Genomic DNA, 18,480 nt, shown 5'->3' with positions numbered 1-18,480 from the left:
GGGCGCGCGCGGTCGGCGGGGCAGCGGTCTGGCACCGGCGGACGCCGCCGCCCGTTCCGCCGTGGCGGTCCCGCCGGGCTCAGGAGCGGACGAGCGGGGTGTCCACGAGGTGCTCGGCCAGGAACCAGGCCTGGAGTTCGCCGGTGCGGATGATCTGCGACACCAACAGGTCGTTGGTGCCGTCGTCACCGAGCTCGGCGGTGCGGGCGGCCGCGTCGTGGGCCTCGGTCAGGATGGTCTCGTGGGCCTCCAGCAGCCGCGAGAGCATCGCCGGGACCTCCTCCACGCCGTCCGGCGGGCGCGGGATCGACGTGATCTCGGCGACGTGCCGGGGGTCGCCCACCGCGACGCCGCCGAGGGTCTGGACGCGCTCGGCGAGGGTGTCGACCAGTTCCAGCTGCTCGCCGGCGTGCTTGTCCAGGAGCAGGTGCAGCTGGTAGAAGGTCGCGCCCCGCATGATCCAGTGGTGCTTCTTGTAGAGGCCGTAGAGGATCTGGGTGTCGGCCAGCACCTTGTTCAGGCGCTGGCAGGAGTACATGCGCGCCTCGTAGGACAGGGCGATGGGGAACTGCTTGACGGTTCCGAACTCCTGGATGACCGCGCCCTTCTGGTGCAGCCACGGCTGGCTGCTCGGGGGCTGGGTGCCGGTGGTCATGACGTGCCTCCTGCGGATGGCGTGCTGGTGTACGCCGTCGACGCTAGCTGCCGGACCAGGGGGCGGTTTGCCCCTGAGCGCACGCGTGGGTGCTCGTCAGCGCACCGGGTGCAGCACCGGGCGGGTCACTCGCTGCCGGCCATGAGCTGTTCCACGACACGGTCCAGATCGATGTGGCGGTGTTCGGTGCCCGGCGGTACCAGCATCTCGGTGCGGTGCAGGAAGGCCGTGACGGAGGCGCTCGCCAGCTCCAGCAGGGCCGAACCGGCGTGGGTCCTGAGCAGGACCCGGACCGAGCCCGGACGGCCCTGGCGCCGTGGGTAGACCACCACGTCCCCGGCCCCCGTGGGCCGGCGCAGCCCCTGGGCGAGGAGCGACCGGGCGAAGACCCACTCGACGCACAGCGCGGAGGGGGCGCCCAGGGACAGGCAGACGGCATAGGGATCCGCCGCGGAGTACCGGAGTTCGGCCGGGACCGGTATCGGCGGTTCGTCGGCCACGGTGACGCGGACGCTGGTCTTGCATACGATCGGGTCCTCGTCCGTGACCCCGGCAGAATCGTTTCTCATGCCGTCCCCCTGTCTGCGACGGTTCGGTTCGGTGTGTCGGCCCGCTCTGACGGCCCGAGGTGCTGACGACGGTACGGCGGGCCCGGGGGCGCGGCTTGCCGACGCGTGCACGGGGTGTTGTCCGAAGGGGAAACGCTTCGGCGCACCGGCTGTCCGCCCGGCGTTCGTGTGCCGGCCGCCGCTCGGCTGCCGGTCATCGCCCGGTGCCGGCAGGCGTTCGGGCTGCCGCCCGGCAGCCGGCCCGTCCGCCCGGCGTCCACGCCGTTCCGGCCGGATAGTGGTTGAATGTAGAACAATTACTGGGTGGAGAGGTGATCCCGATGAGCAATGTCGAGACGCAGCCCGTCGAAGTGCGCTGCGGCACCGAGACGGACGGCGGGCCACCGGCCGGGGCGCCACGGGTCGACGTACTGACCCCGCGCGATGTCCCCCTGGGCGGCCCGCGCGCCATGACCGTGCGGCGCACCCTGCCGCAGCGCGCCCGGACCCTGATCGGCGCCTGGTGCTTCGCCGACCACTACGGCCCCGACGACGTCGCCGAGACCGGCGGGATGGACGTCGCCCCCCACCCCCACACCGGGCTCCAGACCGTCAGCTGGCTCTTCAGCGGCGAGATCGAGCACCGCGACAGCCTGGGCAGCCACGCCCTCGTACGGCCCGGCGAGCTGAACCTCATGACCAGCGGGTACGGCATCAGCCACTCCGAGGTCTCCACCCCGCGCACCACCGTCCTGCACGGCGTCCAGCTGTGGGTGGCGCTCCCCGAGGAGCACCGCGCCACCGCCCGGGACTTCCGGCACCACGTCCCCGAGCCCGTACGGACCGACGGCGCCGAGATCCGGGTCTTCCTCGGCTCCCTCGCCGGCAGCACCTCCCCGGTGCCGGCCTTCACGCCCCTGCTCGGCGCCGAGATCGTCCTCGAGCCGCACGCGGCCGTCACGCTCGCCGTGGACCCCGGCTTCGAGCACGGGCTCCTGGTCGACCAGGGCGCCGTCCGCCTGGCCGACGTGCTCCTGAAGCCCGCCGAGCTGGGCTATGTCCACCCGGGCCCCGGCACGCTGACCCTGGTCAACGAGTCGGACGACATCGCGCGGACGGTCCTCCTCGGCGGAACCCCCTTCGAGGAGGAGATCGTCATGTGGTGGAATTTCATCGGCCGGAGCCACGACGACATCGTCAGGGCGCGCGAGGACTGGCAGAACTCGTCCGACCGTTTCGGCGCTGTCGAGGGATATCCGGGAGACCGTCTTCCCGCCCCCGTCCTGCCGAATGCCACCATCACCCCGCGCAGGAATCCGCCGCGTCACTGACGCCATCCGAAAGGCACCCCATGAGCCAGCCTTCCGCCGCCCCGGTCGTCGAGCGTGTGGACGCCAAGAATCGCTACGAAATACTCGTCGACGGCAAGCGCGCCGGGCTGACCGCCTACCGCGACCGCGACGCGCAGCGCGTCTTCTACCACACCGAGGTCGACGACGCCTTCGCCGGACAGGGCCTGGCCTCCCGGCTCGTCCAGGAGGCCCTCACCGACGTACGGGAGTCCGGGAAGCGGATCGTGCCCGTCTGCCCGTACGTGGCCAAGTTCCTCAAGCGCCACGAGGAGTTCGCCGACCTGGTCGACCCCGTGACGCCCGACGTCCTGCGGTGGCTGGACACCGAACTGGGCTGACCGGGCCGCGCCCCGGCCGCCGGCCCTCCAGGGCCGGCGGCCTGCTGTCCGCGCAGCGCACGTATCTGGTCCCACAGCGCACACCGCTCGTGTCCCCCTCGCTCCGCGGCCGCCACCGCGGTTAGTGTCCAGGCAGTCGAATTCCACCGGCGTGGCGTTCCCCGGGAACGGCCACGCAGCGACGAGCCGAATATCCCGCGCCACGCCTGCCGCCGGATACGGCCGTCGCCCCGGTCAATTCCCGCCCCCACACGAACGAGGTGTTGTTGTGGAGCGATGGACAAGGCGCGAGGACGAACGACTGCTCACCGGAAAAGGCCGGTACGTCGCCGATATTCACGTGCCGGGATGTCTGGACGCCGCATTTGTGAGAAGCGAGGTCGCCCACGGCTCGCTGCGGAGCGTGGACTGCGCCGCGGCGCGCGACGTGCCCGGTGTGGTGGGCGCGTGGTCGGCCGCCGACCTGCCGGACCTGCCGCCGGTTCCGCACACCCTGCTCGCCCGGCTGTCGACGGAGGAAGCCGTTGCGGGCCGGGAGTGGCCGGCGCTCGTCAAGGACCGGGTGCGCTACCCGGGCGAGGCGCTGGCGGTCGTCCTCGGCGAGGACCGCTACCGGGCCGAGGACGGGGCCGCCGAGGTCACCGCCGTGATCGATCCGCTGCCCGCGATGGTGACACCGTCCGCGGCCCTGGACGACTCGGTCCGCCTGTTCGACGGTCTCAGCAACACCGCTCTGCGGGGCGAGGCCGGTACTCCCATCGACCCGGCCGTCTGGCAGGACGCCGCCGCCGTCGTCGAGGCCACCTACCGGCAGCAGCTGCTCATGCCCAGCCCCATGGAGTGCCGCACGATCCTCGCCGTGCCGGAGGGGGACCGGCTGACCGTCTGGTCGGGGCACCAGATGCCGCACCGGCTGCGCCGCGAACTCGCCGCGCTGCTCGGCTGGTCCGCCGACCGGATCCGGGTCGTCGTCCCGGACACCGGAGGCGCCTTCGGCTCCAAGAGCGCCGCCTTCCCCGAGTTCGTGGTCGTCGCCCACCTGGCCGTCACGCTCGGCCGGCCCGTGCGCTGGATCGAGGACCGCCTGGAGTCGATGCTCGTCGCCACCCGCGGCCGGGGCCAGGACCAGACCGTCCGGCTCGCCGCCGACGCCGAAGGGCACCTGCTGGCCTACGAGCTGACGATCAACGCGGACGTCGGCGCCTACCCCCACCTCGGCGTCGGACTGCCCATGCAGACGGCGTGGATGGCGCCCGGCGCGTACACCACCCCGCACGTCCACGCGACCCTGCGCTCGGTCCTCACCAACACCATGGTGACCTACCCCTACCGTGGCGCCGGACGCCCCGAGGCCGCCATCGCCATCGAGCGCACCATGGACCTGCTCGCCCGGCGGCTCGGCATCGACCCGGTCGAGCTGCGCCGGCGCAACTTCATCCCGCCCGACGCCTTCCCGTACGACACCCCCACCGGCCGCCGCTACGACAGCGGGAACTACGCCGCCGCGCTGGACCTCGCCCTGGAGACGGTCGGCTACGAGGAGTGGCGCGCCGAACAGGCCCGTCGCCGCGGCGACCCGGACGCGCTGCCGCTCGGCATCGGCGTCTCCTGCTACGTGGAGCGCTCGGGCGGCGAGCCGGGCGGACTGCACGAGTTCGGCAGCCTGGAGGTCCACGAGGACGGCACCGTCACCGCCCGCTGCGGCGCCGCCCCCAGCGGCCAGGGACACGAGACGGTCTTCCCGGCGCTCGTCGCCAAGAGCCTCGGCGTCCCCGAGGCGCAGGTCCGCCTGGTCGAGGGCGACACCGACGAACAGCCCGAAGGGCTGGGCTCCTTCGCCAGCCGCTCGGCACAGGTCGCCGGCGCGATGTTCCAGCGGGCGGCCGGCCTCCTCATCGAGCAGGCCCGCCGGCGCGCCGCGGAGCTGTGGGGCCTGCCGGCCGACGCGGTCGCCTGGGCCGACGGCACCGTCCACGCGACCTCCGGCGGCTCGGCCGTCCTGACCCTCGCCGAACTGGTCAAGGCGACCGGGCCGTTGCGCGTCGAGGACCGCTACGAAGCCGGCATGGCGTTCCCCTTCGGCGCGCACGTCGCCGTGACCGAGGTGGACCCCGACCTCGGCACCGTGAACGTCCTGCGGCTCGTGGCCGTGGACGACTGCGGAGTGGTCCTCAACCCCACCGTGGTGCACGGACAGGCGTACGGATCCGCCGTCCAGGGCATCGGCCAGGCCCTCTACGAGGGCATGACGTTCGACGCGGACGGCGTACCCCACCTGGCGAACGGATTCCTGGACTACCTGCTGCCCACCTACACCGAGATCCCGCCCATCGAGATCAAGGACACCTGCACACCCAGCCCCGCCACCCCGCTGGGCGCCAAGGGAGCGGGGGAGTCCGGCTGCATCGGCACCCCGGCCGCCCTCGTCAACGCCGTGGCCGACGCCCTGCGGATCGCCGACCCCGACCTGCTCCAGATGCCGCTCACGCCGGACACCGTCTGGCGGGCGGCCCGCGCCCCGAAGCACGAGGAGGGTGCCCGGTGAAACCCGCGTCCTTCGACTACGCCGTCCCCCGCACGGTCGCCGAGGCCGTCCAGGCGCTCGGCGACACCGGCCGCGCGGCCCAGGTGCTCGCCGGCGGACAGAGCCTGATCCTGGAGATGCACCTGCAACGCATCCGGCCGCAACTCGTCGTCGACATCAACCGCATCGAGGAACTCGACGGCATGCGCGTCGAGGGTGGTGAACTGCGCGTCGGCGCCCTCGTCCGCCACGCGGCCTTCGAGCCGGCCGACGCCGTGCCCGGCCCGCTGGGCACCCTGCTGTCCCGGGCCGTCGTCAACATCGCCCACCCGCCCATCCGATCCCGGGGCACCATGGCCGGCAGCTTCGGCTGGGCCCACCCCGCCTCCGAATGGTGCGCCATCGGCGTCGCCCTCGACGCCACCGTCGAGGTCACCGGTCCCGGCGGCCCCCGCTCCCTCCCGGCGCGGGACTACTTCCTCGGGCCGTACCGCACCGCGCGCCGGCCGCAGGAGCTGATCACCGCCGTACGCCTGCCGCTGCTCGGCGGGAACACCGGCGTCGGCTTCGTCGAACACCGCCGCACGCACTTCTGCTTCGCCCAGGTCGCTGTCGCGGCGGCCCTCACCGTGACCGACGGCGTGATCAGCGACGCACGCATCGGACTGGTGAACTGCGCCGACCGCCCCCTCCGGGCCCGCGCCGCCGAACAGGCGCTGATCGGCGCCGACTTCGCGCCGCTCCCCGCCGGTTCCCGGCTCCCCGACGGCCATCCGTTCGCCCGCGCCGGCCGGGCCGCCGCCCAGGAGGACGCCGCGCCCCTCGCCGAACCCTACGCCGACGTGGAGTACAAGCGGCACGCCATCGCCGTGCTGGTCGGCAGGACACTCACCGAGGCGGCGGACGACCTGCGCTCGCGTCGCGCCCCACGACAGGGAGACCCCCGATGAAGATCACGCTCACCGTGAACGGCACCGCGCACGCCCTGGACGTCGAACCCCGCCGCCTGCTCGCCGACGTCCTCCGCGACGACCTGGGCCTCACCGGCACCCACCTCGGCTGCGAGCACGGCATCTGCGGGGCGTGCAGCGTGCTCATGGACGGCGAGGCGATCCGCGCCTGCCTGGTGCTGGCCGTGCAGTGCGACGGCAGCTCGATCCGCACGGTCGAGGGCCTCGCCGGTCCCGACGGCGAACCCCACCCGCTGCAACGGGCGTTCTCCGCCGAGCACGCGCTCCAGTGCGGATTCTGCACCCCCGGCTTCCTCATGGTGGCCGCCGGAGCGCTCGACGCCGACCCCGACCTCGCCGACAAGCCGGACGCCATCGACGGCGTCGTCGGCTCCAACATCTGCCGGTGCACCGGCTACGAACCCATCCGGCGCGCCATCGCCCGCGCCGCCCGGGAGCAGCGGGAGACCACCGCCTGACACACGCCGGCCCGCACCGACCGCCCCCGCGAGGGGCGGTCCCGCGGCCGTCAGAGGAGACACACATGAACGGTGACATCCGCGCCGGAGTGATCGACGTCCACGCCCACTGGCTGCCCCGCGATCTGCTGCCCCTGCCACCCGGCAACCCGCTCGGCGGCATGAACGACCGCGACGGCGAACTCTTCCTGGGCGACATACCGCTGTCGTTCCCGACCGCCGCGATGACCGACATCGACACCGTCGTCGCCGACACCCTGAAGGCCGGACTCGGCACGCGCGTCATCTCCGCACCGCCCTTCGCCTTCCCCGTGCACGCCCCCGCCGAGGCCGACGACTACGTCGCCGCCTACAACGGACAGCTCGCCGACGCCGTCTCCCGCACCGACGGCACCCTCGTCGGACTGGGACTGGTCCGGCTCGACGACGCCGACGCCGCCCGCCGGGAACTCACCCGGCTCGCCGCCGCCGACGGCATCGCGGGCATCGCGGTCCCGCCCGTGGTCGACGGCCGCTCCTACGACCGTGGCGTCCCCCGGCAGATCCTCGGCATCGCCGCCGAACTGGGCCTGTCCGTCCTCGTCCACCCGATGCAGCTGCCGCGCGCCGAATGGGACCACCACTACCTGGTGAACCTCATCGGCAACCCGGTGGAGACCACGACCGCCGTGGCCGGGGTCCTGCTCGGCGGCGTCCTGGAAGAACTCCCCGGCCTGCGGATCTGCTTCGTCCACGGCGGCGGCTGCGCGCCCGCGCTGCTGGGCCGGTGGGGACACGGCTGGCGCACCCGCGCGGACGTGCGCCGGGGCAGCGGCCGTCCCCCGGCGGAATCCTTCGGACTGCTCTACTTCGACACCATCACCCACGACCCCGAGGCCCTCGCGCTGCTGCGGGCCCACGCCTCGCCCGACCGGATCGTCTGCGGCAGCGACTACCCCTTCGACATGGCGCAGCCCGACCCGGTGGGCTTCCCGTCGGCGCACGGCATCGACGCCGCGACGCTCGAAGCGAACGGCCGCAGCTTCCTCGGACTGACCACGCCGGACCACAGCTGACGGCAGATCGGAGAGACCCCATGCGAGACCTGGCGCCCCGCCTGCTTCAGTGGCAGGCCGCCGGAGCCCGCTGCGCCCTCGCGAGCGTCGTCGCCGTCCGGGGCAGCGCACCGCTGCGCACGGGAGCGGCGCTGTGCGTCCACGAGGACGGCACGGCCCTCGGCAGCGTGTCGGGAGGCTGCGTCGAAGGCTCCGTCTACGACCTGGCCCGGGAGGTGCTGGACTCGGGGGAGGCGCGGTGCGTGTCCTTCGGGTACGCCGACGACGACGCGTTCGCGGTGGGGCTGATGTGCGGAGGCGAGATCGACGTCTTCGTCCAGGCCGTGGACGACGGCACGGCACGGGTCCTCGCCGCCGCCCACCTGGCCGCGGCGGCACGCCGCCCGGTCGTCGTGGCGCGCCTCCTGCCGGGACCCGGCGCGGGCACCGGCTCCGTCGCCGTGTGGCGGGACGGCCACCTGGGCAGCACCGGCGACCCCGCCCTGGACCTCGCCGTCCTCGCCGACGCCCGCCGGATGCTCGACCGGGACGGCACCGCCGTACGGACGTACGAGGCCGGCGTGTCCCGGCCCCACGACACCGGCGTTCCGAGCGAACCGCGGGCCACACACGTCCTGTTCGAGGCCTGGGCCCCGCCGCCCCGGCTGCTGGTGTTCGGCGCCAACGCCCACGCCGGCGCGGTGAGCCGGATCGGCGCCCTCCTCGGCTACCACGTCACGGTCTGCGACGCCCGCGCCACCTTCACCACACCCGAGCGCTTCCCGGACGCCGACGAGGTCGTCGTCGACTGGCCCCACCGGTACCTGGCGGCCACGGAGACCGACCACCGGACCGTGGTGTGCGTGATGACGCACGACCCGAAGTTCGACGTCCCCGTCCTCACCGAAGCCCTCGGCCGCCCGCTGGCCTACGTCGGAGCGCTCGGCTCCCGCCGCGTCCAGGCACGCAGGCGGGAGGACCTCGCCGCGGCCGGCGTGTCCCCCGGCGAACTCGCCCGGCTGCACGCGCCCCTGGGCCTCGACCTGGGCGCCTCGACCCCCGAGGAGACCGCCGTGTCCTTCGCCGCGGAACTCATCGCCGTCCGCGGCGGGCGCACCGCCCGCCCGCTCTCCCTGCTGGACGGGCCCATCCACCCGGCCGCGACCGGGGACCGGTGCGCTGCCGGAACCGACCCCGTGCGCGGACGGACAACGGCCGCGCTCCGCACTCACTAACGTGGTCCGGGCGCGAGGCAGGCCCTCCGTGCCACCGCCCGGAGGGCCGTGCCGCAAGGCCCGAACCCGAGGAGTGCCATGGCCAAGCAGACCATCGCCGAGCAGTACGTCGACCTCATGGCGCGCGCCGGTGTGCGCCGCATGTACGGCGTGGTCGGAGACAGCCTGAATCCCGTCGTCGACGCGGTCCGGCGGCACGCCGACGTCGAGTGGATCCAGGTCCGCCACGAGGAGGTCGCGGCGTTCGCCGCCGGGGCGGAGGCCCAGCTCACCGGGCGGCTTGCCGCGTGCGCGGGATCCTGCGGCCCCGGCAACCTCCACCTCATCAACGGCCTGTACGACGCCCACCGCTCCATGGCGCCCGTGCTCGCGCTGGCCGCCCACATACCCAGCGGCGAGATCGGCACCGGCTACTTCCAGGAGACCCACCCCGACCGGCTGTTCGCCGAGTGCAGCCACTACTCCGAGCTGATCTCCTCACCGCGTCAGATGCCCCGCGTGGTGCAGACGGCGATCCAGCACGCCGTGGGCCGCCGCGGGGTCTCGGTCGTGGCGCTGTCCGGTGACACCGCCGCCGAGGACTCCCCGGACGCGGCACCCGAACTCGCCATGCCCCTGGACCTGCCCGCCATCCGCCCCAGCGACCAGGAGATCGCCCGGCTCACCGAGCTGGTGGACGGCGCCGAACGCGTCATGGTGTTCTGCGGCCGGGGCGTCGCCGGAGCCCACGCCGAGGTGATGGAGTTCGCCGGGAAGGTCAAGGCCCCGGTCGGCCACGCCCTGCGCGGCAAGGAGCACATCCAGTACGACAACCCGTACGACGTCGGCATGTCCGGACTGCTCGGCTACGGCGCCGCCTACGAGGCCATGCACGAGTGCGACCTGCTCATCCTCCTCGGCACCGACTTCCCCTACACCGACTTCCTGCCCCGCCACGTGCGCACCGTGCAGGTCGACGTGCAGCCCGAGCGGCTGGGCCGGCGCACCCAACTCGACTTCGCCGTCTGGGGAGACGTCCGCGAGACCCTGCGCTGCCTGACGCCCGCGGTGCGGGAGAAGCAGTCGCGCCGCTTCCTCGACCGGATGCTGGAGCGGCACGCGCACGCCCTGGAAGGCGCGGTCAGCGCCTACACCCGCGACGTCGACCGGCACACCCCCATCCACCCCGAGTACGTGGCCTCCGTGCTCGACGAAGAGGCCGCCGACGACGCCGTGTTCACCGTCGACACCGGCATGTGCTGTGTGTGGGCGGCGCGTTACCTCACACCCAACGGCCGCCGCCGCATCCTCGGCTCCTTCGTGCACGGCTCCATGGCCAACGCGCTGCCCCAGGCCATCGGCGCCCAGTTCCTCGACCGCGGCCGGCAGGTCGTCTCGCTCTCCGGCGACGGCGGGTTCTCCATGCTCATGGGCGACTTCCTCACGCTCGTCCAGTACGACCTGCCGGTCAAGGTGGTCGTCTTCAACAACTCCTCCCTCGGCATGGTCGACCTGGAGATGATGGTCGACGGCCTGCCCCCGCACGGCACGACGTACCCGCACGCCGACTACGCCGCCATCGCCACGGCCGCCGGAGCCCGCGGCATCCGGGTGGAGCAGCCCGGTCAGGTCCGGGACGCGCTGCGCGAGGCGTTCGCCCACGACGGGCCCGCACTGGTGGACGTCGTCACCGATCCGGCCGCGCTGGCCGTCCCGCCGAAGATCACCACCGAACAGCTCACCGGTTTCGCCCTGTCCGCGAGCCGGACCGTCCTGAGCGGAGGCGTCGGCCGGATGGTGCACCTGGCCCGGGCCAACCTCCGCAACATCCCCCGCCCCTGATCCGGTCCTAGCCGGCGAACGCGGGGCCGGACCCGGCCGGCCCCGCCACGGCGTCGAAGGCATGGGTCACCTCGGGCGCCGTTCCCGGCACGAGCAGCTCACGGGCCCGCTCCTCGCGGCGGCGGTCGGTGGCGGTCCACCGGACGTGGTGCTGGGCGCGGTGTTCCGCCCAGGAGCCGACGAGGTAGTTCTCGACGAAGCGTTCCAGGTCGTTGCCGTCCTGGTAGAGACCCCAGGTGAGCGCCCCCGTGCGGCGCCGGGAGCGGGCGACCTGGCGCATGCGGTCCGTGAACGCGGCCCAATTCGCGGCGGGGACCCGGTAGACGACGGAGACCAGGACCGGGCCGTCGGCCTCTCCCGGCTCGAACACCAGGGGAGGGGCCGGCCAGTGATCGGACGGCGTGGGGTCGATGCCCTCGGCGTCGTACAGCGGCCACCGGCGCACACTGGCCGCGCCGAGCAGCATCACCGCCCCCGCGATCAGGAGACACGCGCTCAGCCCCACCCAGTCGGCGACCGCGCCCCACAGCGGTGCCGCGAGGGCCTGACCGCCCTGGAACACCAGCAGGTACACCGCGAGGCCACGGGCCCTGACCCAGCCGGGCAGCCGCGTCTGCACGGCCGCGTTGAGCGTGGACAGCACCCCGATCCAGGCGAGGCCCGCCGGCAGCAGGACGACCGTGACCAGCCAGGGTGTGCGGACCGTCGCCAGCACGGCGAGCACGCCGGCGAACACCAGGGCACCGGCGGCGAGCGTGCCGTTGGCACCCAGCAGGGCACGGACACGCGGCAACGCGAACGCCCCCGCCACGGCACCCACGCCCACCGCCGCCAGCAGCAGCCCGTATCCGCCCGACCCGAGGCCGAGGAACTCGCTCGCGGCCAGCGGCAGCAGCGCCCACAGCGCGGCCCCGCCGGGGATGAACAGGAGCGTGCGCAGCAGCACCCGGCGGACACCGGGCGCGTTCCACACATAGCGGCGGCCGGCGTACAGGGCCGCCAGCAGGCCGTCGTTCCCGGGGACCGCGGCGGTGGCCGGCGCCGGGCGCCGCCATGCCACGAGGACGGCCGCGATGCCCAGGTAGGAGGCCGCGTTGAAGGCGAAGACCCAGCCGGCGCCCGCCGCCGCGACCACCGCACCGCCGAGCGCGGGACCCACGGCACGGGCCAGGTTCACGTTCACCGCGCCCAGTGCCGCCGCCTGACCGAGCCGCCGGCGCTCCACCAGTTCCGGCTGGATCGCCTGCCACGCCGGGCCCATCAGCGCGGTGCCGCAGCCGAGCAGGAACGTGAGCGCGAGCAGCAGGGCCGGCGTCAGGGCGTCCAGGAACGCCAGCACGGCCAGTACACCGGACACGGCGAGCATCGCGCACTGCGCGGCCAGCAGCACCGAGCGCCGGTCGAAGCGGTCGGCGACCACCCCGGCGGGCAGGGCCAGCAGGACCACGGGAAGGCCGGCGGCGGTCTGCACGAGCGTCACCAGCGCGGCACCGTGCCCGACCAGCAGCCACTGCGCGCCCACCGTCTGCATCCAGCTGCCGATGTTCGAGACCAGCTGGGCGATCCACAGGGCGCGGAAGACGCGCGCCGCGAGCGGGGCCCAGGGGGAGTCGGCCGCGGCGGGGGCGGAGGCCGAAGATGCGCTGCTCATGCCCGGGACAGTAGGGGCCGCCGCCCCCCGGCTCTTGACCAGGAGCGCATGGGGTGTGATCCGGCAGCGCAGCCCCCGGTCACTGTCTTGTCACTCTTTTCGCACATCCACCGGCCTACGCTCCGGGCGAAGCGGAGCCGGGTCCGGATCTTCCGACGCCGTCGCCGCTCCATGCGACAACGGTTCGGCAGGCAAGGGCGGTTCATGTCTCCCACAGGCACGACCCTCATCGGCGGGCGCACGGCCGGCACCTCCACGGCCGGCACGTCATCGGGCGGCGGGGTGCGGCGGATGCCCATGGGTCTGGACATCGTGGTCAGGGACGCCGTACCCGCACGCCTGCCCCGGGAGAGTCAGCCGTGTCCGCCCCCGGGCCCCGCCGCGCGTCCCCGACGACTGATCGCCCGGGAGAGCGGCGAGTACCTCTTCGTGGGGCTGCGCGGCACCGGTGGCGCCTCACCCGCGCGCAAGCCCGCCGCGGACGTGCGCCTGGGCCCCGGTGACATCTGCTTCTACGACGTGCACCAGCCCGCGGCGCTGGACTTCCCGCGGCAGGCCCGCCTGAAGGTGTTCCTGCTCCCGTGTGAACTGCTCGGGCTCGCCCGGTCCGACGTGCCCCGCCTCACGCAGGCCCCGGTCACCCCCGCGTCCCGGCTGGGTGCCCTGCTCTCGCCGTTCCTGTCCGACTTCGCCGACACCGCGGTGGGGGCCCGGTCCGTGCTCGGCGACCTGCTCGCCTGGAACGCCGTGAGCCTGCTGACCACCCTGGCCGACGAGCATCTGGCCGACCAGGCGCGCGGACGGGAGCCGGGCACCCGGACGCCGCTGATGTCGGACATCCTGGACTTCATCGACCTGCGGCTGAGCGACGCGGACCTGTCTCCGGAGACGATCGCCCGCGCCCACCACATCTCCGTGCGCTACCTGCACAAGCTGTTCCGGGAGGAGGGCACGACCGTCGGGCGGCTGATCCAGCGCCGGCGGCTGGCCGAGTGCCGGCGCTTCCTCACCCTGCGCTCCGCGGAGAACATGACCATCGCGGCCGTCGCGCGTCGCTGGGGCTTCGCGAGCCCCACCCACTTCAGCCGCGTGTTCCGCGCCACGTACGGGATGTCGCCCAGCGAGTGGCGGGAGTTCGCCGGGCGGGGTGACCGGGAGGCCGGGGGATGACCACAGGAGCTGTGCGTGGAGACACCGACGAAGCGTCAGGACGGTGGCCGCGTCCAGGCGGCACCGTCGCCGGACAGGCGGTGGGTCGCCACGGAGGTGACCGCCAGGAGCAGCAGGCACAGGCCCAGGGTGAGCACGAGGTGGCCGCGCAGGACGAGTTCCGCGCCGGCGAGGGCGCCGAGCAGCATCGCCAGCACGGACAGGATCCGGCGGCCGGGCCTGGGCGCCGCACCGCCCGCCGGCGGGGAGTCCGCGGCCAGACCGGTCAGGGTCAGCGTCAGCACGGTCGTGGTCAGGTCCGGCACGCCCAGGCGCCGGGCGACCGCGTTCTGCAGCCCCATGGCGAGCCCGAGGCACACGATGAGCGTGTACTCGACCCCGGTGGTGACCCGGCCGTCCGCGACCGCCGTGACGACCACCGTGACGCCGACCAGCACCGTCTGCGCGGCGGTGGCCGTCTTCAGCAGGTGCCCGCGATGCCCCGCGAACCGGGTGCCCAGCCGGCCGCCGCTCAGCGCGCCGGCGAGGAACGCCGCCAGCGCGACGACGGAGGCGAGTACGGACAGGGTCTGGGCACCCGCCAGGGCGAACCCGAGGAACACCACGTTGCCGGTCATGTTGGCGACGAAGACGTGGCCCAGCGCCAGATAGCTCACCGCGTCGACCAGACCGGTGACCACGGTCAGCACCAGCATCAGGGGAGGCAGCGGGCCGTGCCGGTCGCCCTTGGGCGGGACCAGTGTGTGGACCGCGTCAGTCAGCAGGCTGCGCATGGGTGCTTCCTTCCGTTGCCAGGGACGAGTGGTGCAGTACCACACGGGTCAGCAGCCCGCTCGCCGGGCCGGTCACGATCGCGGCGACCGCGACCCACACCGGCCACGGCGTGATACCCAGCGCGTGGTCGAGCGACCACGCGCCCGGCCCGGTGAGGGCCAGCGCCACGGAGACGACCACGAGGACCAGGGGGTACTCGTAGCCGTCGTTCTGCACCCACAGGCCCTTGGGCCACTTCACGGTGCCCGCGACCGTCATCACCCCCATGGCGGCCATCGCCGCCAGGGGCGTGAGCAGACCGGCGGTCAGGAACAGGCCGGCCCCGATCTGGCTGGCGCCCGCGACGACCGCGGTCAGCCGGCCGCCGCGGAACCCGTCGTGCCGGAACTCCTCCGTTCCGCCTGCCAAGCCGTGGCCCCCGAGCCGGAAGCTCACCTTCTGCACTCCGTGGCCGGCGATGAGGAGCCCCGCCACCACCCGGAGGACCAGCAGTCCCGCGTCCATCTCTTCCTGCCTGTTCCTGACTCAGTCCTTGCTCGCTGCGCTGGGGGAGGATCAGCCGGCCGCGTGGCCGCCGATGAAGGTCTGGGCGTACACCAGGCCGAGGCCGTAGGTGCCGCCGTGCTCCTTCACGACCTCTGTCACCGGCACGTACGTCTCGCCGCGGGCCCAGTCACGCTGCAGCTCCAGCAGCACCTGCACCCAGGTCACCGGCACGGCGCCGCCCTGGATCATGCGCTGGACGGCGTGCTCGTGGGCCTGCGGGCTGACACCGCCGGACGCGTCGGTGACGACGTACACCTCGTAGCCCTGGGCGATGGCGGAGAGCACCGGCAGGACGACGCAGACCTCCGTCCACAGACCGGCGATGACGAGCTTCTTGCGGCCGGTGGCCTTGACGGCCTCGACGAACGCGGTGTCCTCCCAGGCGTTCATCGTGGTGCGGTCGATGATCTTCTGGTCCGGGAACACGTCCGCCAGCTGCGGCAGGATCGGACCCGAGAACGACTCGGCCGCCACGGTGCTCAGCACGACCGGCACGTCGAAGACCTTGGCGGCCTTGGCCAGACCCAGGGTGGAGTTGATGATCGCGGTCCGGTCGCCGCTGCCGGTGCCGAAGAACATCTGCGGCTGGTGGTCCACGAACAGCACCGCGCAGTTGTCCGGGGTCAGCAGGTCGGGGCTGGGGGACGCGGTGACCTGGGCGATGTCGACCATGAGAGTGCCTTTCCATTTCATGAACAGCGGCGGGGACGGGCGTCCGCGCCGGGGAACAACCGTCCTGGGGACGGGGTCTGTGGGTGCGAACGATCAGGGGATCGCTCAGAGGACGAAGCAGGGGTCGAACGGCATGTCGGCGGCGCCGGGGGCCAGACCGCGCCGTGCGCGCCAGGCGCGGTGCTGCTCCGACTCCGCCACGGCCTCGCCGAGGGCCTCCGCCTGGCGCACACCGGCCGGCCGGGACGCCTGGTAGCCGCCGAAGTGCGCTACCGGGCTCCAGGCGGGGGTGACGGGCGGCAGTTCCTCGTCCAGGCCCTCGTACTCGCGGGCGGCGTAGACGATCCGGCCGCCGGTGACCGTGAGCAGCGACTCGATGTGCGCGATCTCCGGCTCCGGCACGGTGAAGTAGTCGTCGGACAGCACCGCGAGGTCCGCGTAACACCCCGGCCGCAGCACGCCCTTGACCTGCTCCTCGCCGGTCAGTTCGGCGCCCGCGACGGTGAACATCCGCAGTGCCGTCTCCCGGTCGACACGGTTGCCGGGGGAGCGGAGCACGAGGTCGCCGATGTCGCGTCCGCTCACCAGCCAGTGCAGGGCGACCCAGGGGTTGTAGGTGGAGACCCGGGTGGCGTCCGTGCCGGCGGCCACGGTCAGTCCGCGGTCCAGCATGGCGCGGACGGGCGGGGCGTCCGCGGCGGCTCCGGGGCCGTAGCGGCGCAGGAACGCCTCGCCCTGGAAGTACAGCCGGTTCTGGACGGACATGGCGCCACCGAGCGCGGCGACACGGTCGAGGCTCTCCGCGGACACGGTCTCCGCGTGGTCGAACAGCCACCGGTTCCCGGCCGGGAAGAGCCCCTCGGCGGCCAGCTTCTCGAAGACCGCGAGATCCCGGCGGATGGTCTCGTCGTACGTGGCGTGCAGCCGGAATCCCCAGCCGTTCTCCATGAGGAGACGTACGGCCTTCTCGAACTCGCCCTCGTAGTCGCCGAGTTCCGGGCGCGGCTGGCTGAAGTTCTCGAAGTCCGCCGCCGCCCAGGTGAGGTTCTCGCCCGCGCCGTTCAGACGCAGCCACGCGTCTCCGTCCTCCGGGCGGGCCGTCTCGATCCAGCGGGTGAGGTCGGCGATCTCCTGGCCCGCGGTCTGCGGGAAGAGGTGGTAGGCGATGCGCAGCGACAGCTGACCGGCCTTCGCCAGCTCGATGACGGTGCTGTAGTTCTCGGGGAAGTTCTGGAAGCCGCCGGCGGCGTCGATCGCCGACGTCAGGCCGAACCTGTTGAGTTCGCGCAGGAAGTGACGGGTCGACACCTTCCTGTCCTCGTCCTCCAGCACCGGCGCCTTCGCCAGCGTCGAGTACAGGACGAGGGCGCTCGGCGCGGCCAGCAGCATGCCCGTCGGCTCCCCGTCCCGGCCGCGGACGATCTGTCCGCCCTTCGGGTCCGGCGTGTCCTTGCCGAACCCGGCCGCCCGCAGCGCCGCCCGGTTGAGGACGGCCGACTGGTACAGGTGCAGCACGAACACCGGGGTGTCGGGGGCGGCGGCGTTCAGCTCGGCCACGGTCGGCAGGCGCCGCTCGGCGAACTGGTCGGCCGACCAGCCTCCGACCACCCGCACCCACTGGCCCTTGGGCGTCCGCGCGGCCTGTTCCCGCAGCATCGCCAGGGCCTGCCGGAGCGTGCGGACGCCGTCCCAGCGAAGCTCCAGGACGTAGTTGAGACCGCCCCGGATCACGTGCAGATGAGCGTCGTTGAGCCCCGGGATCATCCGCCGGCCCAGCGCGTCCACCACCTTCGTGGCGGGCCCGACGTGCGGGGCGACGTCCTTGTCGCCGCCGACGACCGTGATGACACCGCCTCGCACGGCGAGTGCCTCGGCACGCGGGTGGCGCGGGTCCCCCGTATGGATACTGGCGTTGCGGACGACCAGCTCCGCGGCATCGTCGGTGGCCTGGGGAACCAGCCCGCCGACCGGCATGGCAGACACGTGTGCGGGACCTCCTGGGTGAGGGGCGTCCTGGATGTGCGCCGCGCTCGCGCTCGGCGGCCGGCGAGAGCGGCGGACGAGCGACGAGGAGGGCGATCAGAGACGCGGGCGAGAAGCGCGGTGATGGCGCGAGAGTCCGCCGTCGTGCCGATGGGCGAACCGCGACCGCTGTGCCCACACGCTAGGCCCGGGGAACACCGCCGTGTGTCCTGTCCGTGCACCGGTCCGTTGCCCACAGCGCACCGGGCGCGCGGGGTGCGCTGTTCGTGCACTTTGGGGACGTCGGGCGTGCACGGACGGGCAATCACCGCGCGGACAGCCGCTCTACGGTTGCGCTCAGCGGCGCCGGAGTGTCCAGCACGACCATCCGGCTCGTGTGCCGGAACGACCGGCGTCCCCGACGCATTCCCAGGAGATTCGCATGTCTGATGCCCAGGCGCCGGCCCAGCCGGTGCTGGAGCCCGCCGCGGCCGAGTTCGCGCAGGCGACCGCCAACCCGCCCTACCTGTTCGACCTGCCCCCGGCCGAGGGCCGCAAGGCCGTCGACGAGGTCCAGTCCGGCGAGATCGACAAGCCGGCGGTCGACGAGGAGTGGATCACCGTCCCCGGCGGCCCCACCGGCAGCGTCCGGGCACGCATCGTCAGGCCCGCCAGCACCACCGGCACCCTCCCGGTGATCCTCTACATCCACGGCGCCGGCTGGGTCTTCGGCAACGCCCACACCCACGACCGCCTCGTGCGCGAACTC

Annotated in this window: 17 protein-coding genes; 10 read left to right on the top strand and 7 right to left on the bottom strand. The window is 73.3% G+C overall.

Annotation, left to right across the window (positions count from 1 at the left end):
- Positions 1-79 precede the first annotated feature (79 nt).
- Positions 80-655: a DNA starvation/stationary phase protection protein gene (locus tag ABZV94_RS33345; protein ID WP_030640487.1), complete on the bottom strand. Its 576-nt coding sequence runs from the start codon at positions 653-655 to the stop codon at positions 80-82.
- A gap of 125 nt (positions 656-780) precedes the next feature.
- Positions 781-1,224: an SsgA family sporulation/cell division regulator gene (locus ABZV94_RS33340; RefSeq protein WP_356347121.1), complete on the bottom strand. Its 444-nt coding sequence runs from the start codon at positions 1,222-1,224 to the stop codon at positions 781-783.
- 320 nt (positions 1,225-1,544) lie between these two features.
- Here ABZV94_RS33340 and ABZV94_RS33335 point away from each other — a divergent pair, with 320 nt between their 5' ends.
- The 8 genes from ABZV94_RS33335 (at position 1,545) to ABZV94_RS33300 (ending at position 10,936) form a co-directional block, all read left to right on the top strand.
- The gene (locus tag ABZV94_RS33335) at positions 1,545-2,534 is read left to right on the top strand and encodes a pirin family protein (RefSeq protein WP_356347119.1); all 990 of its coding nucleotides are present in this window, start codon (positions 1,545-1,547) and stop codon (positions 2,532-2,534) included.
- Between the two features lie 20 nt (positions 2,535-2,554).
- Complete coding sequence (locus tag ABZV94_RS33330; RefSeq protein ID WP_356347116.1) at positions 2,555-2,893, top strand: GNAT family N-acetyltransferase; 339 nt, start codon at positions 2,555-2,557, stop codon at positions 2,891-2,893.
- Positions 2,894-3,161: 268 nt separating this feature from the next.
- Positions 3,162-5,438 (top strand): xanthine dehydrogenase family protein molybdopterin-binding subunit, encoded by a 2,277-nt coding sequence (locus ABZV94_RS33325; RefSeq protein ID WP_356347114.1) that lies wholly within the window; start codon positions 3,162-3,164, stop codon positions 5,436-5,438.
- On the top strand, positions 5,435-6,367 hold the full coding sequence (locus ABZV94_RS33320; protein ID WP_356347111.1) for an FAD binding domain-containing protein: 933 nt from the start codon (positions 5,435-5,437) through the stop codon (positions 6,365-6,367). Before ABZV94_RS33325 ends, ABZV94_RS33320 begins: the two co-directional genes overlap by 4 nt.
- Positions 6,364-6,846: a (2Fe-2S)-binding protein gene (locus ABZV94_RS33315; protein WP_356347109.1), complete on the top strand. Its 483-nt coding sequence runs from the start codon at positions 6,364-6,366 to the stop codon at positions 6,844-6,846. The genes ABZV94_RS33320 and ABZV94_RS33315 overlap by 4 nt, the downstream gene beginning before the upstream one ends.
- Positions 6,847-6,911: 65 nt before the next feature.
- Positions 6,912-7,901, top strand: a complete 990-nt coding sequence (locus ABZV94_RS33310; RefSeq protein ID WP_356347107.1) for an amidohydrolase family protein — start codon at positions 6,912-6,914, stop codon at positions 7,899-7,901.
- A 20-nt stretch (positions 7,902-7,921) separates the two neighbouring features.
- Positions 7,922-9,115 carry an XdhC/CoxI family protein gene (locus tag ABZV94_RS33305; protein ID WP_356347105.1) on the top strand — a complete coding sequence of 398 codons (1,194 nt, stop codon included), beginning with the start codon at positions 7,922-7,924 and terminating at the stop codon, positions 9,113-9,115.
- Between the two features lie 78 nt (positions 9,116-9,193).
- Complete coding sequence (locus tag ABZV94_RS33300) at positions 9,194-10,936, top strand: pyruvate dehydrogenase (protein WP_356347102.1); 1,743 nt, start codon at positions 9,194-9,196, stop codon at positions 10,934-10,936.
- A gap of 7 nt (positions 10,937-10,943) precedes the next feature.
- Here the strand turns inward: ABZV94_RS33300 and ABZV94_RS33295 are convergent, their stop codons facing one another.
- Positions 10,944-12,587 (bottom strand): MFS transporter, encoded by a 1,644-nt coding sequence (locus ABZV94_RS33295; protein ID WP_356347099.1) that lies wholly within the window; start codon positions 12,585-12,587, stop codon positions 10,944-10,946.
- 204 nt (positions 12,588-12,791) lie between these two features.
- Here ABZV94_RS33295 and ABZV94_RS33290 point away from each other — a divergent pair, with 204 nt between their 5' ends.
- The gene (locus tag ABZV94_RS33290; protein ID WP_356347097.1) at positions 12,792-13,757 is read left to right on the top strand and encodes a helix-turn-helix transcriptional regulator; all 966 of its coding nucleotides are present in this window, start codon (positions 12,792-12,794) and stop codon (positions 13,755-13,757) included.
- 35 nt (positions 13,758-13,792) lie between these two features.
- Here the strand turns inward: ABZV94_RS33290 and ABZV94_RS33285 are convergent, their stop codons facing one another.
- The 4 genes from ABZV94_RS33285 to ABZV94_RS33270 form a co-directional block, all read right to left on the bottom strand.
- Positions 13,793-14,530, bottom strand: a complete 738-nt coding sequence (locus ABZV94_RS33285) for a YoaK family protein (RefSeq protein WP_356347094.1) — start codon at positions 14,528-14,530, stop codon at positions 13,793-13,795.
- Entirely contained in the window at positions 14,511-15,035 is a 525-nt protein-coding gene (locus tag ABZV94_RS33280; protein WP_356347092.1) for a DoxX family protein, read from the bottom strand. Before ABZV94_RS33280 ends, ABZV94_RS33285 begins: the two co-directional genes overlap by 20 nt.
- A 51-nt stretch (positions 15,036-15,086) precedes the next feature.
- Positions 15,087-15,749: a hydrolase gene (locus ABZV94_RS33275; protein WP_356347090.1), complete on the bottom strand. Its 663-nt coding sequence runs from the start codon at positions 15,747-15,749 to the stop codon at positions 15,087-15,089.
- 105 nt (positions 15,750-15,854) lie between these two features.
- Entirely contained in the window at positions 15,855-17,723 is a 1,869-nt protein-coding gene (locus ABZV94_RS33270; RefSeq protein ID WP_356347124.1) for an amidohydrolase, read from the bottom strand.
- 430 nt (positions 17,724-18,153) lie between these two features.
- Between ABZV94_RS33270 and ABZV94_RS33265 the strand changes: the two genes are divergently transcribed.
- On the top strand, positions 18,154-18,480 hold a 327-nt coding region (locus ABZV94_RS33265; RefSeq protein WP_356347087.1), incomplete at its 3' end, for an alpha/beta hydrolase.

It is taken from the genome of Streptomyces sp. NPDC004658, assembly GCF_040609555.1.
Taxonomy (GTDB): domain Bacteria; phylum Actinomycetota; class Actinomycetes; order Streptomycetales; family Streptomycetaceae; genus Streptomyces.
The sequence above is the reverse complement of the archived record's forward strand: the minus strand, read 5'-3'. Positions and strand labels throughout refer to the sequence as shown.